Genomic DNA, 15,734 nt, shown 5'->3' with positions numbered 1-15,734 from the left:
GCGACCCGATGGGACGCAACGAGCGACCAGGCAGCGCGAGATCTCCCGAACCCTGGAGGACGGACGAACGGCATGTACGCCTGGAAGACGCCCTGCCGGCTCCTCTACGCGTCACTGGCAGCGCTGCTGGTGGCGCTCGGGTGCGGAGACGCCACGGGTCCCGAATCGCCCGCGGCGGGCGAGATCGTCTTCACCTCGATCCGCGAGAGGTTCATGCGCATCTGGGTGGCGAACGCGGACGGGACGGGGCAGCGGCCCCTCACGCCGGAAGGGGAGACGAACCTCGAGCCCAGCTGGACGCCGGACGGTTCACGCATCGTGTTCACGAGCTGGCTCGACGGTAACCCCGACATCTTCGTCATGGATGCGGACGGCTCGGACTGGAGGCCGGTGACGCGGGACACCGCGTATGACCGGTCCGGACGCCTGTCCCCGGACGGGAAGCGCGTAGTGTTCGTCTCCGAGCGCAGCGGGGATCCGGACATCTGGGTGATCGACGTGGACGGATCGAATCCGGTCAACCTCACCAGGAGCCCGTCGTCGTTCGACGTGGATCCGGACTGGTCGCCCGACGGCGCCCGGATCGTCTTTGCCTCGGACCGCGGCGGGGGCCGGCAGTTCTCGCTGTGGACGATGGGGGCCGACGGGACGGGGCTCACGCGGCTTCCCGCCGAGGGCGGCGCGCGTTCCCCGTCCTGGTCGCCGGATGGATCGCGGATCGTGTTCACGTCCTACCGGGACATCGGCGACGCGGAGATCTACGTGATGCGGGCGGATGGCAGCGGCCAGACCAACCTCTCGGGACGCGCCGGAGTGGACGAACTGCCGCGCTGGTCGCCGGACGGCGAGTACGTGCTGTTCTCGACCAAGCGGGACGGGAACTCCGAGATTTACGTGATGGGCGCGGACGGATCGGAGCCGGTGAACGTCACGCGTCACCCGCGCTGGGATGCCATGGCCGCATGGAGGCCGTAGTGTGCGTGCGGCGCCCGGGGTCGGGCCCCACCGTCAACCCTCAGGGGGATCAGTCAGGGGGATAAGCCGAATGATGTGCATGCGCGATGTTGCCACCACTCTCGTCCTCGCCGTCCTCCCCGTGACCGCCGCCGCGTGCGGCACCGCGGATGCGGAGAGCCTGAGAAACTCGTCAAGTCAGGAGGCCGCGATGAATGCTCCGGGGTCCATGGCGGGGCGATCCACCGTCTACGCGCCGAACGGAATGGTCGCGACGAGTCAGCCCATGGCGTCGAGCGTCGCGCTCGGCGTGCTGCGCGACGGCGGCAACGCGTTCGACGCGGCGATCGCGGCCTCGTCCGTGCTCTCGCTCGTCGAGCCGCACATGACGGGACTGGGCGGCGACCTGTTCGCGCTCTTCTGGTCCGCGGAGGAGGGGCGACTCGTCGGCCTGGACGCGACGGGCCGCGCGGGGACCCACATGACGCCGGAACGGATCCGGGCGGACGGCTACGACCGCGTGCCGGGCTCGGGGCCGGGCGCGGTGACCGTGCCGGGAGCGATCGCGGGCTGGGGCGCCCTCAACGAGAAGTACGGGAGCCGCCCGCTCGCCGAACTCGTGGCGCCGGCCATCGCGCTGGCCGAGGAGGGCTTTCCCGTCACCCCGATCATCGCGGGCCAGTGGCGGGGGCAGCTTGGCAAGCTGCAGGCGGACCCGGGAGCCGCGGCGACCTACCTGATCGACGGCGAGCGGGCACCCGAAGCGGGCGAGTGGTTCAGGAACCCCGACTTCGCGCGTTCCCTGCGCACGATCGCGGCGGAAGGCCCGGCCGCCATGTACGGAGGTGAGCTGGGCACGCGGGTGGCCGAGGGACTCGCGGAACTCGGCGGCTACCTGACGCCGGCCGACATGGCGGCGATGGAGGTGCGCTGGGTCGAGCCGCTGTCGATGGACTACAAGGGGTGGACCATCTGGGAACTGCCGCCCGCCGGCCAGGGCGTCGCCGCCCTGCAGATGATGGGCATGCTCGAGCCGTTCGACCTGGCGGGCATGGGGCATAACTCGCCCGAGTACCTCCACCACCTGATCGAGGCGAAGAAGGTCGCTTTCGCGGACCTGGCCAGGCACGTCGGGGATGCCGACCACATGGAGATCGACCCGAAGCAACTCCTCGACCCCGACTACCTCGCGTCGCGGCGGGCGCTCATCAACCCGGCCGTGGCCGCCGAGCGCGTCGAGCCCGGCGAGTTCGCGACGGCCACGGAGACGATCTACCTGTCGGTCGCCGACCGCTACGGGAACATGGTCTCCTTCATCCACTCCATCTACGGCTCGTTCGGCTCCGGCGTCGTCGTCCCGGGGACGGGGTTCGTGCTGCAAAACCGGGGGGCCGGGTTCACGCTGGAGGACGGACACCCGAACCAGGTCGCGCCCGGCAAGCGGCCCTTCCACACGCTCATCCCCGGGTTCGTGACGCGGGACGGCGAGCCGCTGATGGCGTTCGGCGTCATGGGCGGGTCGATGCAGCCGCAGGGACACACGCAGGTCGTGCTCAACATGATCGAGTTCGGGATGGACCCGCAGCAGGCGATCGACGCGGCCCGCTTCCGCCACATGGGCGGGCTCCGGGTGGCGGTCGAGCGGCTGACCGACGGACTCGAAGCCGGCATGAGCGCACTCGGCCACGAACTCGTGGACTGGGAGGGCGCCTCGTTCGGCGGCGGTCAGCTCGTCATGAAGCTGGAGCGCGGCTGGGCCGGCGCGTCGGACCCCCGCAAGGACGGCCTCGCCATCGGCCACTGACGACGCGCAATCGTGACGTTGGGCTATCCGGCCGCGCGGGGCATTTCCGCTGGTAGGGGGAGGTCCCTCGCCATGTCCAGATCGTAACCTGTCTGGAGATTGAGCCAGAATCGCGCCGATGTTCCAAAGTAGTGGGACAACCGCAGGGCGGTGTTGGCGGTGACCGCACGCCTTCCATGCACAATCTGGTTGATTCGGCCCGGAGCCACGTCGATGTCCTTTGCCAGACGGTACTGACTGATTCCCATCGGCTCCAGAAACTCTTCCAGCAGCACCTCGCCGGGATGAACCGGCGCGAGCGTTTTTTCAGGCATTGCACTCACCTAATGGTAGTCGACGATCTCGACGTCGTACGCGTTTCCGGAGCGCCAGAGGAAACAGATCCGCCACTGCTTGTTGATGCGAATGCTGTACTGATCGGCCCGATCGCCCTTCAGTTTCTTCAACCGATTGCCCGGCGGCACCCGGAGATCCGCAAGATCAACGGCCGCGTCGAGCATCCTGAGCTTTCGGAGCGCGCTTCGCTGAACGTCCGGCGCCAGTCGCGGAACGGTACGGCGCTGGAAGAGGCGCTCGGCATCACGGTCGCGGAATCTCTTGATCACCTGGAATAGTAACGCGACGCGTTATTGACGTCCAGCGTTATTAGTTGCGAGCAGACCCAGGTAGCGGCTGGGCCGGCGCGTCGGACCCCCGCAAGGACGGCCTCGCCATCGGCCACTGACGACCGACGGCGAGGCCCCGGCGGCCAGCCGGGGAGGCAGCTAGCCGGGGAGGCGGCGGCCGGGGGTCCAGGGTGCGCCGGCGGCTTCGAGCGCGCTTTCGGCGTTGGCGAAGGCGCCGTCCATGAAGTTCCGGAACTCCGACATCCACACGCCGAAGTCCGTCTCGGCGATCTCCAGGTTGCGGCGGTGGGTGGCCGTCGGCGTCTGGCGCGTGTCCCAGTGGCCGCCGATCACCCGTCCCACGCGGTTCGAGATCGAGGGCACGGTGGGCTCGTTGAGGCGCTGCCGGGCGGGGTCGCCGAAGAGACGGATCGAGAAGTCCTGCAGGCCGGCGCCCAGCGCATCGAGGTCTCCGAACAGTTCCAGCGGTGCGGCGGGCGCCTCGAGGAGCGCGGCCCGCATGTGGCGGAGCCGGTCGCGGGCGCGGCCGACCTCTTCGCCCGCCGAGGCGATGCGGCGGCTCAACTCCGACGTTTCGTGCTGGAAGGCGACGACGGCGACGAAGTCCGTGCCGGGCTCGGCCGTGGGCACCGGCTTCACCTCAAACGTCTGCGCCTGACCGACTTCCCGCGCGCCCTCGGTCGTGACGACGACGAGTTGCGCGGAGTATTCGCCCGGGGCGACGAGGGGTCCCTGGGGCGGTCCCACCCACGGCGGCGTGAAGCCGGGGACCGTGAGGTCGATGGGATCGGGCGCGGGAGCCCGCAGGTCCCAGCTCACGCGGTGCAGCCCCTGGCTGGCGGGGCCGGTCACCCAGCGCACGGTTCGACCGTCCCCATCGGCGATCGCGATTAGCGCCCGGGGGCCGCTCTCCGTCGCCTCCTCGTTCAGCACGTCGTAGCCGGGGAACGCCACGTCTCCCCCGGCCGCTCGCACCTCCGCTTCGGCGGCGCGGCGCGCCGCCGCCATCGTCGTCGATGTCTCGGGCAGGTAGTAGGAGATCACGGCGCCGAAGTCCGGGTTCGGCGCCGTGTAGTCATCCGACCCCAGCGTCGGCTTGCCGCGCGCCTGCATCGGGACCGAGGGGATGTACCACCACGCGTCGCGAACCGGGAACAGCGCCCCGCCGTCCGCGGCGGCCACGGCGGCGTTCTCCCCGCCCGCCAGTTCGCGCAGCGGCGTGTAGTCGTCCAGCACCTGGAAGCCGCGGCCGAAGGTCGACCCGACCACGTCGTTGTCGCGGCGCTGGACCTCGATATCCCGGTGCGGGATCGTGGGCCCGGGGAGCATGTGCCAGTTCTCGCCGCCGTTCACGCTCGCGTACATCCCGAACTCGGCCCCGAGGAAGAGAAGGTTCGGGTTCAGGTGGTCCTGCTCGATCGCCCACAGGATGGTCCCGTTCGGCAGATCTCCCGCGATCGAGCGCCACGTCCGGCCCCCGTCGTTGCTCTCGAACACGAGCGGCCGGAAGTCGCCCTCCTTGTGGTTGTCCGCCACGGCAAAGACCGTCGCCGCGTCGAACTGCGACGCTTCCACGTCGTTGATGAACGCCCGTTCGGGCACCCCGGGGAGGGCGTTCGCGAGCCGCCAGTTCGCCCCGCCGTCCTCCGTCGCGTGAATGAGTCCGTCGTCGCTGCCCGTGTAGATGACGCCCGCCGTCACCGGCGACTCGGAGATCCCGGTGAGGGTCGCGTACTTGGACATGGCGCCGTTGTCGATGAGGTCGTCGACGCTCCATACGCGGCCCATGAACTCCAGCTCGTAGCGGTTCACGTCCGTCGTCAGATCGCCGCTGATCGCCGTCCAGGAGTTGCCGCGGTCGTCGCTCGCCCACACGCGCTGCGAGCCGTGGTAGATGCGGTCGGCGTTGTGCGGGCTGATGAGGACCGGCGCGTCCCAGTTCCAGCGTTCGGGCGGGTCGCCGGGCGCGGGCTGCGCCTGGATGTCGAGCGCTTCCTCGCTCTCCCGGTCGTAGCGGTAGAGGTTCCCCTGCTGCGTTTGCAGGTAGAGGATGTCGGGGTCCCTCGGATCGATCTGGACCGCGTAGCCGTCCGCCCCCATGGGCACGTACCAGTCCCGGTTCCGCACGCCCTCGATGTTCGTGGTGCGGGCGGGGCCCCACAGGGTGCCGAGGTCCTGCGCGCCGCCGAGCACGTTGTAGAACGGCTCCGCGTTGTCGAGCGTCAGCTTGTAGAACTGCGAGATGGGCATGTTCGGGAAGTGCCGGAAGGTGCGGCCGTCGTCGAAGCTCTCGTACAGCCCGGCGTCCGTGCCGACGATCAGGTGCTGCGCGTCCTCCGGGTCGATCCAGAGCGCGTGGTTGTCGCTGTGCTTGTCGCGCGCCGTCTCGAGGTTGCCGAAGGTCGCGCCCCCGTCCCGCGTGACCTGGATGAAGACGTCCATCTGGTACACGACGTCCGCGTCGTGCGGCGAGGCCTCGATCTCCTGGTAGTAGTGGGGGCCGGTGCCGCCGGAGATGTAGGAGTTCCGCCGCTCCCAGCTCTCCCCCTTGTCGAGGGACCGGTAGAAGCCGCGCTCCTCGTCGTTCGCCTCCATGGTCGCGTACACGACCTCGGGGTTCGCCGGCGTGACGGCGAGTCCGATCTTGCCCACGTCGCCGCTCGGGAGCCCGGCCGTGATCCGGCGCCAGCTCTCGCCGCCGTCGGTGGATTTGTAGATGCCCGAGTTCGGACCGCCGGCGAGGTGTCCCCAGATCTTGCGGCGCCGCTCATACGCCGCTGCGTAGACCATGTCCGGGTTGCCGGGCGCGAACTCGATGTCGGTGACGCCCGTGTTCTCGTCGATCTCCAGCACGAGCCGCCACGAGTCGCCGCCGTCGGTGGACTTGTACACGCCCCGGTCGCCGCCCGCGGCCCAGAGGGAGCCCTCGGCCGCCACCAGGATCACGTCGGTGTCGCGCGGATCGATGAGGATCTTCCCGATGTGCTGCGAGTCCCGGAGGCCGACGTTCTCCCACGTCTCCCCGCCGTTGCGGCTGCGGTAGAGGCCGTCCCCCCAGCCGACGTGGCGCCCGCTCACGTTCTCCCCGGTCCCCACCCACATCACGTCGGGGTTGTCGGGATCGATCGCGACGTCGCCGATCGAGTACACGGACTGGTCCTCGAAGATCGCGTCCCACGTCACGCCCGCGTTCGTCGTCTTCCACACCCCGCCGGAGCCGACCGCGATGTACCAGGTGCTGCTCCGGTGCGGGTGCACGGCGATGTCCGCGATCCGGCCGCCCATCAGCGCGGGACCGATCTCGCGCAGGGGGAGGCCGGCGACGACTTCCGCCACCAGCGCCTGATCGACCTCCTGCGCCCGAACTTCCGGCGCCCGGGAGAGTGAGGCTCCGGTAAGCCCCATCAGGACGCCCAAACCGACCATCAACCGCACGCGCAACGCCTGCCGCCTCGACGAATCCGTCATCTCGCTGCTCTCCTTGTTGTCACGGCTACCGGGGCGACCGGGAACGCCAGGCCGCGGCCAGCGCCCGGTCGAACGTCATGAGGTCGTCGGGCTCCCGCCGGATGCAGGAGGAAAGATGAACGAGGTCTCGCGCCCCAAGTTCCGGGTGCTGGACCAACAGATTGCGGGCTAGCTCGACATCTGCTCTCTCGACCGGCCACACGTCGGCCAGACAGCTCTGCGCCAAGGTGAACGCGTCCGCGAGGTTGGGCTCTGTCTTCCCAGAGCGCATGTAGACGTGGATCAACTCCTGGAGCACCTCCGCGGAGGTCACGAGCCTCTGGGAACGCTGCAACGATCGAGCGACGAGCTCCCGCGCCTCGTCGCGCAGTGGGTGCTCGCCTCCGACGTGATACATGAAGACGTTCGTGTCTACGAAGATCACTCGATCTCCTGCCGACAAGACCGGGTCTCCGCGAGCATTTGCTTGATCTCGGGCCAATCCAGTTCCCGCGCGCCCGGCGGGTGCCGCGCATCGCACGCCGCTTCGAACTCCTGCAGTTCCTCGACGGTGAAGCGACCTCGGCCGATCATGTCACTTCCAATCCATCGACCTTGGACTCCTCGATGAGGCGCTTGTATTCGGGCCAGTCGAGTTCCTTCCGACCGGCTTGGCGTACGTCGCACGCGGCGTTGAACTCACGCAGTTCCTCCAGAGTGAAGAGGCGTGGGCGTGCGGCGTGCAGCCTCTCGTCGGCCGCGTCGCGCAGCCACTGCCCGAGGGACTTGCCCTCGCGCTCCGCTTGGGCCTGGTAGCGGATCTTCGCGGTCTCCTTAACGACGAAGTGAATGCGTGACATGACAAACTCCTTCCTCATGCACAACTCGATTGCACAATCACATTGTGCAGGTGCAACACATCGATGTCAACGATCGAGGGGCGGGGCGGGGGGCGGCGGGCGGCGGTGGTTTGTCGCCTGCTCGTAGGCGTAGCCGAAGCCGAGGAGCATCGCCTCCGTGAAGGGGCGGCCGAGAAACTCGAGACCCACCGGGAGGCCGTCGTCCGTGAATCCGGCGGGCACCGTGAGCGCCGGGAAGCCGGTCAGCGGGCTCAGCGAGCGGTTGTCGCCGAGGGCGTAGCGGTCGTTCGGGGCGGGATTCGTCTCCACATCGTCGGCGATCGGGGCCGGCGGATGGTCGAAGGTGGCGTAGACGAAGGCGTCGAGATCGTGCTCCGCCATCGTCGCGATGACATCCTCCCGGACCTGGTCACGCGCGAGCAGGTATTCGAGATAACCGGGGTCGCGGGTCGTCTTCCCCAGGAGATCGGCCATGCCGGCGGCCCGCCACGGGTTGACGCGCCCGGAGAGGAGAATCGAGGCCAGCGTGCGGTACGGCGGGTCGCGGAGTTCGGCGAGGTAGGCGTCCGTCACCTCCTCGGTCTCGTAGGAGTTGGCGCCGAAGATGGTGCTTACCCGCTCGATCCCGGGGATGGCGACGTCGAATACTTCGGCCCCCAGGTCGCGGAGAGCGCCGATCGCCACCTCCATCCGGGCGCGCACCTGCCGGAACCCTTCCGATGATGTGTCCACGGAGCGGTCCATCGGCTCGCGGATGACGCCGATCCGGGCGTCCGCCAGCGCCCCCGCGTCGAGTCCGGCCGCGTAGGAGTCCGGGACCTGTCCCACGGAGTACGCGGTCACCGGGTCGTTGGGGTCGTAGCCGGCGATGACGTCGAGGAGGATGGCCGCGTCCATCACGGTGCGGGTCATCGGACCCATCGTGTCGGTCGTGGGGTTGGCGGGCATCATCCCGAACCGGCTCACGAGCGGAAGCGTGGGACGGAGGCCGACGAGCGAGGCGACGGCCGCCGGACCCCGGATGGAGCCTCCCGTGTCTTCGCCGATGCCGATGAGGCCGAGATTCGCCGCCACGCCGGAGCCGGTGCCGCCGGAGGAACCGCTCGGGTTCCGCCCCGTGTCGTACGCGTTGCGGATGATCCCGAACCCGGACCCCACGTAGCGCGAGGCGAACTCCCCCATGTTCGTCTTCGCGATGATGAGGGCGCCCGCCTCCTTCATCCGCGTGACGATGGTGCCGTCCCGCTCCGACATGTAGCCCGCGAAGAGCGCCGACCCGTAGGTCGTCGGCATGTCGGTCGTCTCGACCTGATCCTTGAGGAGGACGGGGATGCAGTGCAGCGGCCCGGTGAGGCCGCCGGAGGCGAAGGCGGCGTCGAGGGTCCGGGCTTCCTCGACGGCTCGCGGGTTGACGACGGCGATCGCGTTGAGCCGCGGCCCCTGTTTGTCGTAGGCCTCGATGCGCGCCAGGTAGCTCGCAACCAGGCCCTCGCACGTGAGATCGCCCGATTGGAAGGCCGCGTGGACCTCCGCGACCGTGGTCTCTTCGACCGCGAATGCCTGCGCGTGGAGCGGGAGGGGGGCCGCCGCGAACGCGAGGGCGAACGCGAGGGCGAATGAGAGGGCCAACCGGATTGCGATCGACGTTCGAGCAGACATGGCAGCACCTGTCCTCGGGGGAAACTCGATGAGTCGCCGTTGATATGGATCCGTAGCCTCAACTTTAGCGAGACGTGATCCGACCGGAAGGCGTATCTGGTTTCTTGATCCCAACCGTGGTGCATGCATATCTTGACAGCGAATGCAGTCATATGATGCCATCAACGGAGATGACCGGTGAAGACGTTGACGGTGCGAGGCGTGCCAGCCGAGTTGGGGCAGGCGCTGAACGATGAGAAGCGGCGGCGCGGGACATCCCTCAACCAGACCGTGCTGGACCTTCTCAAGCAGAGTCTGGGTGTCGGAACGCCTCGATCGAACGGACTGCGACGCTTCTCCGGGGGTTGGACCGACGCGGAATTCCGCGAGTTCGAGACTGCCACCCGCGATTTCGGAAAGATCGACCCGGAAATGTGGGAATGAGCCGCTACTGCCTGGACACCTCGGCCTACAGCCGCCTGCGGAGGGGTAACGAGCGAATCGCGCATCTCCTGGATGCGGCCATCTGGGTGGGCGTGCCGACCGTAACGCTCGGGGAACTCCGGTTCGGTTTCCTGGGTGGCGCTCACAGGACGCGCAACGAGACCGAGTTGTCGGAGTTTCTCGGGGCGCCACCGGTCGAGGTGGTGGCGGTCGACGACGCGGTAGCCCGTTGTTACGCCGAGATCGTGGCCGACCTGAAGCGGGCGGGGACACCGATCCCGACCAACGACGCGTGGATCGCGGCCTGCGCGGCCCACACGGGGTCCACCGTATTGACCAGCGATGGACACTTCGAGCAGATCGCCAGGATCGGCACGTTGCTCGTGGCCTGAGAGTACGAGGCCGCGTCAGCCCGCTCCGGTCCGGCAGAAGCGGATGGCGGTGACGGCGAGGATGCGGGCGAGTTCGACGAGGTCGGCGGCGCGGATGCTCTCGTCGGGGCGGTGGGCCTCGCGGACATCGCCGGGGCCGAAGAGCACGGTGGGCACTTGGCCGTGGTTGACGAGGAGCCGCATGTCCGCGCCGTAACGCACGCCCCCGACGCGAGGCGCCGGGCCGCCGAACGCCCGCGCGGCGCCGGCCAGCGTGCTCACGACAGGGTCGCGCGCGTCCGTCCGGGCGGGGGCGAACTGCGCCCCGACCCACTCGACAGTGGGCGGGTGGTCGCGCAGCCAGGCGTCACCGGACGCGGCCTCGGCCACGGCGTCCTCCAGCGCGCGGCGCGCCCTGGCCAGGTCCTCCCCGGGCGCGACGCCGTAGCGCCCCTCCACGACGAGGCTCTCGGCCACGGTCGAGGGCCAGATGCCCGCCCGGAGCCGTCCCATGGTGAGGGCGTACGGCAGCGCTTCCCCGCGGAACAGCGGCTCGGCCACGTCGCGGTTCCGATCCGCTTCGAGGGCCCGGAGCCGCTGGAAGATCGGGATGAACTTCTCGACCGGGTCCACACCCTCTTCCCGCAACGCCCCGTGCGCCGCGAGCCCGGGGACGGTGAGCCGGAAGCTGAGCGCGCCGGCCTGCGCGGGCGCGATGACGAACTCCGTCGGCTCGACGACGATCGCTCCGTCGCCGCTGTGCCCGCGCTCGATCGTCGCCAGCGTCCCGGCGCCCCCGTCCTCCTCGCCGATCACGCTCTGGATCTGCAGGGCGCCGTCCAGTTCGATGTCGGCGTCGCGCAGCGCCCGCGCCGCCGCCAGCGCGCCGCAAAGCTGCCCCTTCATGTCCACGACCCCGCGCCCGAACAGGCGCCCGTCGCGCTTCGTGAGTTCGAAGGGCGGGTGCGTCCAGCGCTCGAGCTCGCCGGCGGGGACGACATCGACGTGGCCGTTCAGGATCAGCGTGCGGCCCTCGCCGCGTCCCATGGTCCCGACCACGCCAAGGCCTTCGTGCCGCTGCACGTCGGCGGTATAGGCGGGGTGCCGGCGCAGGCGCTCGAAGTCGATCTCCCACACGTCCGTCTCGAGACCGATGGCACGCATCTCGGCGGCGACCCGCTCCTGGGCAGGCGTCTCGCAGTTCGCGACGCTCTCGATCGCGATCAGGTCGGCAAGGAGCGCGAAGAGCCGGCCCGCGTCCACCGCCTCCGCGGCGCGGCGTTCCTCGCGCTTCAGCACGCCGCCGTCAGCGCGCACCGCGTTCCCGCGGGAACGTCCTGTCGCCTGCCCTTTCCGATCACCCGGCATCGTCTCCCTCTCGCCTGCGTGGATCGCGGAGTATGTCACCGATCCGGCCCTGCGGGCGACCCGGCCCGGGTGGTCTCGTCCCCGCGTTCCGCAACGGCTACCGTACCGGCTGGAGCGGGACCCAGCTCAAACGAACCACGGAGTATGATCGATGCGCGTCCGGACACGACATTCGTTCACGAGACTTGCCGCGACGACGTTGGCCATCGGGATTCTGGCCACCGTCCCGCTCGCGGCGCAGTCCGTCACGCCCGAGGGGGACCCAGGCCTCGGCCGTCTCCTGGCGGAGATCGAACGCCTGGCGCCGAGCAGCGGTGGCACGGTGGGCGTGGGCGCCGTCCACATCGAGACGGGCCGCGCGGTGTGGTTCAACGAGGACGAGCGCTTCCCCATGGCCTCGACCTACAAGGTCCCGATTGCGGTGCAACTCCTGTCCCGGGTCGACCGCGGCGAGATCTCGCTGGCGGACATGGTCGAACTCGAACCCGCGGACATCCATCCGGGCAGCGGCACGATCTCGAACCTGTTCGACGACCCCGGCGTGGCGCTCTCGCTCCGGAACCTGATGGAACTGATGCTCCTCATCTCCGACAACAGCGCGACGGACCTCACCCTCACGGCAGCCGGCGGACCCGACGCGGTGAACGCGCGCATGGCGGAACTGCAGGTCGACGGGCTGAGCGTGGACCGGCCGACCTCGTCGCTGATCGGAGACTATTCCGGCGTCGACACGCCCGCGGACGGCCGCATCTCGATGTCGGAGTTCCGGGGACGGGCCGCCGACGTGTCGGCAGCCGAGCGCGCGGCGGCGCGGGAGGCCTTCTCGACCGATGCGCGCGACACGTCCACGCCCCGCGCGATGGCACACTTGCTGGCCATGACCTGGGCGGGGAAGGCGCTGGGCTCGAAGAACACGGAGGTCTTCAAAGACGTCATGCTGCGGGTCCAGACGGGCACCGGCCGCATCAAGGGCGTGCTGCCGCCCGGCACGCCGGTCGGCCATAAGACGGGGACGATCGGCGGGACCACCAACGACGTCGGGTACATCTACCTTCCGGACGGGGCCGGGCACGTCATCACGGTCGTGTTCGTCAAGGACTCGGAGCGTTCGGTCCCGGCGCGCGAGGCGACGATCGCCCAGATCTCGCGCGCGATCTACGACTACTTCCTGTTCAACCCGGGGACCCCGGCGGATCCGGCCGCGGACCGCGCCAACCCCCGCTACGGCGTGTGGAAGCTGCGCTCCAACGCGCCGGCCCCGGCGATCAACGTCATGACGTACGAGCCGTGGGGAGACGGGGGGATGAAGATCACCGTGGAGTCGACGAACGCCCGCGGCGGCGAAGCGAAGTGGAGCTACGATACCATGTTCGATGGCGAATTCCGGCCCGTGACGGGACGGGACGGGGTCGAGACGGCGGTGGAGGTCGTCGACCGTTACACGAACCGGATCACGAGCCGGCGGGACGGCCAGGTCACGCAGGTCATCATCAACGTCCTGTCCGAGGACGGGAACCGGATCGACAACGAGTACCGGAGCACGGACGCGGACGGGAACGAGCGCGTCTCGCACGCGGTGTACGAGCGCATCGGCGGCTGAGACGGGTGGGAACGGCAATGTCCAGGGACTACGACGCGATCATCATCGGCGCCGGCGTCATCGGCGTCTGCACGGGGTTCGAGCTGGCCAAGCGCGGGTTCCGGACGCTCAACGTCGACAAGCTCCCCGCCGCCGGGTACGGCTCGACCTCGAACACCTGCGCCATCATCCGGCTCCACTATTCGACGCCAGACGGCGTCGCCATGGCGCGCGAGTCCTACTTCTACTGGCTCGACTGGGGGAAATACGTCGGCGTGCCGGACCCCTCCGGGCTCGCGCGCTACGTAAACACCGGCTGCCTCGTCACGAAGACGGAGAAGAACCACTACCTGCAGCGGGTGAAGGAGAGTCTCGGCGAACTCCACGTCGCTTACGAGGACCTGGACGCGGAGGGGATGCGCGAGAAGCTCTCTGTCCTCGACACGCGGCAGTTCGGCCCTCCCGTGACGGAGGAGGACCCGGCGTTCGGCCGGCCGACGGGCGGGAACGTGGCCGGGGCCGTCTACATCCCGGAATCCGGCTACATCAACGACCCGCAACTCTGCTGCCACAACGTTCAACTCGGGTGCGAGGCGCACGGAGGCGAGTTCCGCTTCAACACGGAGGTGACTGAGATCCTCCGGGAGAACGGGAGGGTCGCGGGCGTCCGCCTGAAGGACGGGTCCGAGGTGCGGGCGCCGGTCGTGGTGAACGTGGGCGGGCCTCACTCCTTCGTCATCAACCGCATGGCGGGGGTCGAGGAGGGGATGAACATCAAGACGCGCGCCCTGAAGCAGGAGGTCTGTCACGTACCCGCGCCGGAGGGCGTCGACTATAACGTCGTCGGGATGCTGATCTCGGACAGCGATATCGGGTGCTATTCGCGGCCGGAAGTGGGGAACCACATCCTGATCGGTTCGGAGGACCCGCCCTGCGACGATCTGGAGTGGGTGGAAGACCCGGACGACTATGACAATACGTTCAGTTATCAGTGGAGGACGCAGGTCCTGCGCGAGGCCCAGCGGGTGAAGGGACTCCCCGTGCCGGAGGCGCGGCAGGGGCTCGTCGACCTCTATGATGTTTCCGATGACTGGATCCCGATTTATGACAAGTCGGACCTGCCCGGCTTCTACATGGCGGTGGGGACGTCGGGGAACCAGTTCAAGAACGCGCCGGTCGCGGGGCAGCTCATGGCGGAACTCATCGAGCAGGTCGAGGGCGGGCGCGACCACGACGCCGATCCGGTCCGGTTTCATATGAAGTATACGAGACGGGACTGTGACCTCGGGTTCTTCAGCCGGCTGCGGACGATGAACCCGGATTCGTCCTACTCGGTCATCGGCTGACCCTCCACGCGTCGACCCGCGTGCCGTGAGCCCTGGAGCGCTGGGGAGGCTGGGGAGACTGAAGTCCGCGCTCGGGGAGGGCGTGTTCCGGCCGGGCCGCCTGTGGGAGGAGAGGCCGCTCCGCCGCCGTTACGACGTGGTGATCATCGGGGGCGGCATCCACGGGCTCGCCACGGCCTACTACCTCGCGAAAGACCACGGCGTCCGGGATATCGCCGTGCTCGAGAGCCAGTACATCGGCTTCGGGGGCTCCGGGCGGAACACCGCGATCGTGCGGGCGAACCAGCGCACGCAGGAGAACGTCCCGCTCTATGACGAGGGGCTGAAGCTGTGGCCCATCCTCACGGACGAACTCGACTTCAACCTCATGTTCCACAACTGCGGCAACCTCAACCTCGCGCACAGCGAGGCGGCGGTGGCCGCGTTCCGGCTCTCCATCAACACGGCGAACTTCTGCGGCGTGCGCTCGGAACTGCTCGATCCGCCGCAGTGCAAGGAACTGGTCCCGGCGCTGGACGTGTCGGACCGGCCCGCGCACCCGATCCAGGCCGGCATGTACCACCCGCCCGGGGGCGTCGTGCGCCACGACGCGGTGGTGTGGGGACTCGCCCGGGGCGCCAGCCTGCACGGAGCCTCGATCCACCAGGGCGTGGAGGTTCAGGGGATCGACACGGAGGGCGGGCGCGTGACGGGCGTGCGGACGAGCGCGGGGCCGATCGGCTGCCGGAAGCTGGGGATCATGGCCGGCGGGTACGGACCGGCGGTCGCGGCCATGCTCGACATCGAACTGCCGGTGAACCCGCTCACGATCCAGGCGATGGTCACGCAGCCGCTGAAGCCCTTCCTGCACCACGTCGTGAGTTCGGGGGCGTACCACGTCTACGCGAATCAGACGCTGAAGGGGGAGATCGCGACGGGCGCGCACATGGACCCGCAGGTGAACTACACGACGGACGTCACGGCGGGCTACTTCAAGCACCAGGCCGAGGCGCTGACGGACTTCATGCCGTGTCTGAAGGGGGTGCGCTTTCTGCGCGTGTGGGCGGGGCTGGCGGACATGACGCCGGACATGGCACCCATCCTCGACGGCAACTTCGCCCATGAGGGGCTCTACCTCGACGTGGGATGGGGATACTTCGGCTTCAAGTCCGGCCCGGTGGCGGGGAAGTACATGGCCGAGTTCATGGCGCGCGAGGAGGCGCCTGAGATCCTGCGCCCGTTCGCGCTGCGCCGCTTCCTCGAGAACCGGCACATGGGGGAGACGGCCACGACCATGAAGTACGGACAGTGGGACTGA

Annotated in this window: 15 protein-coding genes; 7 read left to right on the top strand and 8 right to left on the bottom strand. The window is 68.9% G+C overall.

All coding sequences use genetic code 11. The features are described from left to right. Positions 1-72 precede the first annotated feature (72 nt). Both RN743_RS08725 and ggt read left to right on the top strand, forming a co-directional pair. Positions 73-975, top strand: coding sequence for a hypothetical protein (locus RN743_RS08725; protein ID WP_310778996.1), 903 nt, complete (start codon positions 73-75; stop codon positions 973-975). 70 nt (positions 976-1,045) lie between these two features. Beyond that, a complete protein-coding gene (ggt, locus tag RN743_RS08720) occupies positions 1,046-2,758 on the top strand; it encodes a gamma-glutamyltransferase (RefSeq protein ID WP_310778994.1) in 1,713 nt (570 codons plus the stop codon). 23 nt (positions 2,759-2,781) lie between these two features. On the opposite strand, the gene RN743_RS08715 is transcribed toward ggt, so the two are convergent. From RN743_RS08715 to RN743_RS08685, 7 genes are all read right to left on the bottom strand, one after another. After that, complete coding sequence (locus tag RN743_RS08715; RefSeq protein ID WP_310778992.1) at positions 2,782-3,072, bottom strand: HigA family addiction module antitoxin; 291 nt, start codon at positions 3,070-3,072, stop codon at positions 2,782-2,784. A 9-nt stretch (positions 3,073-3,081) separates the two neighbouring features. Next, entirely contained in the window at positions 3,082-3,363 is a 282-nt protein-coding gene (locus RN743_RS16025) for a type II toxin-antitoxin system RelE/ParE family toxin (protein ID WP_343219009.1), read from the bottom strand. Between the two features lie 159 nt (positions 3,364-3,522). After that, positions 3,523-6,852: a hypothetical protein gene (locus tag RN743_RS08705; protein WP_310778986.1), complete on the bottom strand. Its 3,330-nt coding sequence runs from the start codon at positions 6,850-6,852 to the stop codon at positions 3,523-3,525. 25 nt (positions 6,853-6,877) lie between these two features. After that, on the bottom strand, positions 6,878-7,276 hold the full coding sequence (locus RN743_RS08700; RefSeq protein ID WP_310778984.1) for a type II toxin-antitoxin system VapC family toxin: 399 nt from the start codon (positions 7,274-7,276) through the stop codon (positions 6,878-6,880). Beyond that, a complete protein-coding gene (locus RN743_RS08695) occupies positions 7,273-7,425 on the bottom strand; it encodes a hypothetical protein (protein ID WP_310778981.1) in 153 nt (50 codons plus the stop codon). The genes RN743_RS08700 and RN743_RS08695 overlap by 4 nt, the downstream gene beginning before the upstream one ends. Beyond that, positions 7,422-7,691, bottom strand: coding sequence for a hypothetical protein (locus RN743_RS08690; protein ID WP_310778978.1), 270 nt, complete (start codon positions 7,689-7,691; stop codon positions 7,422-7,424). The genes RN743_RS08695 and RN743_RS08690 overlap by 4 nt, the downstream gene beginning before the upstream one ends. Positions 7,692-7,757: 66 nt before the next feature. Continuing rightward, the gene (locus tag RN743_RS08685) at positions 7,758-9,350 is read right to left on the bottom strand and encodes an amidase (RefSeq protein WP_310778975.1); all 1,593 of its coding nucleotides are present in this window, start codon (positions 9,348-9,350) and stop codon (positions 7,758-7,760) included. A 177-nt stretch (positions 9,351-9,527) separates the two neighbouring features. Here RN743_RS08685 and RN743_RS08680 point away from each other — a divergent pair, with 177 nt between their 5' ends. Both RN743_RS08680 and RN743_RS08675 read left to right on the top strand, forming a co-directional pair. Further along, the gene (locus tag RN743_RS08680; protein ID WP_310778972.1) at positions 9,528-9,773 is read left to right on the top strand and encodes a hypothetical protein; all 246 of its coding nucleotides are present in this window, start codon (positions 9,528-9,530) and stop codon (positions 9,771-9,773) included. After that, the gene (locus tag RN743_RS08675; RefSeq protein WP_310778970.1) at positions 9,770-10,165 is read left to right on the top strand and encodes a PIN domain-containing protein; all 396 of its coding nucleotides are present in this window, start codon (positions 9,770-9,772) and stop codon (positions 10,163-10,165) included. Before RN743_RS08680 ends, RN743_RS08675 begins: the two co-directional genes overlap by 4 nt. Positions 10,166-10,180: 15 nt before the next feature. On the opposite strand, the gene RN743_RS08670 is transcribed toward RN743_RS08675, so the two are convergent. Further along, positions 10,181-11,461, bottom strand: coding sequence for an ArgE/DapE family deacylase (locus RN743_RS08670; protein WP_310778969.1), 1,281 nt, complete (start codon positions 11,459-11,461; stop codon positions 10,181-10,183). Positions 11,462-11,663: 202 nt separating this feature from the next. Here RN743_RS08670 and bla point away from each other — a divergent pair, with 202 nt between their 5' ends. The 3 genes from bla to RN743_RS08655 are packed head-to-tail and all read left to right on the top strand — an operon-like array spanning position 11,664 to position 15,734. After that, positions 11,664-13,112 carry a class A beta-lactamase gene (bla, locus tag RN743_RS08665; protein WP_310778966.1) on the top strand — a complete coding sequence of 483 codons (1,449 nt, stop codon included), beginning with the start codon at positions 11,664-11,666 and terminating at the stop codon, positions 13,110-13,112. A gap of 17 nt (positions 13,113-13,129) precedes the next feature. After that, positions 13,130-14,437, top strand: coding sequence for an FAD-dependent oxidoreductase (locus RN743_RS08660; protein ID WP_310778963.1), 1,308 nt, complete (start codon positions 13,130-13,132; stop codon positions 14,435-14,437). A gap of 25 nt (positions 14,438-14,462) precedes the next feature. Beyond that, positions 14,463-15,734: an FAD-dependent oxidoreductase gene (locus RN743_RS08655; protein WP_310778960.1), complete on the top strand. Its 1,272-nt coding sequence runs from the start codon at positions 14,463-14,465 to the stop codon at positions 15,732-15,734.

This window comes from Candidatus Palauibacter scopulicola, from assembly GCF_947581915.1.
In the GTDB taxonomy this organism is placed as follows: Bacteria; Gemmatimonadota; Gemmatimonadetes; order Palauibacterales; family Palauibacteraceae; genus Palauibacter; species Palauibacter scopulicola.
The sequence above is the reverse complement of the archived record's forward strand: the minus strand, read 5'-3'. Positions and strand labels throughout refer to the sequence as shown.

Coding starts and splice junctions, on each gene's coding strand:
- RN743_RS08685 (WP_310778975.1), bottom strand. CDS start 9,350: ATGTCTGCTCGAACGTCGATCGCAATCCGGTTGGCCCTCTCATTCGCC.
- RN743_RS08725 (WP_310778996.1), top strand. CDS start 73: ATGTACGCCTGGAAGACGCCCTGCCGGCTCCTCTACGCGTCACTGGCA.
- bla (WP_310778966.1), top strand. CDS start 11,664: ATGCGCGTCCGGACACGACATTCGTTCACGAGACTTGCCGCGACGACG.
- RN743_RS08675 (WP_310778970.1), top strand. CDS start 9,770: ATGAGCCGCTACTGCCTGGACACCTCGGCCTACAGCCGCCTGCGGAGG.
- RN743_RS08690 (WP_310778978.1), bottom strand. CDS start 7,691: ATGTCACGCATTCACTTCGTCGTTAAGGAGACCGCGAAGATCCGCTAC.
- ggt (WP_310778994.1), top strand. CDS start 1,046: ATGATGTGCATGCGCGATGTTGCCACCACTCTCGTCCTCGCCGTCCTC.
- RN743_RS08695 (WP_310778981.1), bottom strand. CDS start 7,425: ATGATCGGCCGAGGTCGCTTCACCGTCGAGGAACTGCAGGAGTTCGAA.
- RN743_RS08660 (WP_310778963.1), top strand. CDS start 13,130: ATGTCCAGGGACTACGACGCGATCATCATCGGCGCCGGCGTCATCGGC.
- RN743_RS08715 (WP_310778992.1), bottom strand. CDS start 3,072: ATGCCTGAAAAAACGCTCGCGCCGGTTCATCCCGGCGAGGTGCTGCTG.
- RN743_RS08705 (WP_310778986.1), bottom strand. CDS start 6,852: ATGACGGATTCGTCGAGGCGGCAGGCGTTGCGCGTGCGGTTGATGGTC.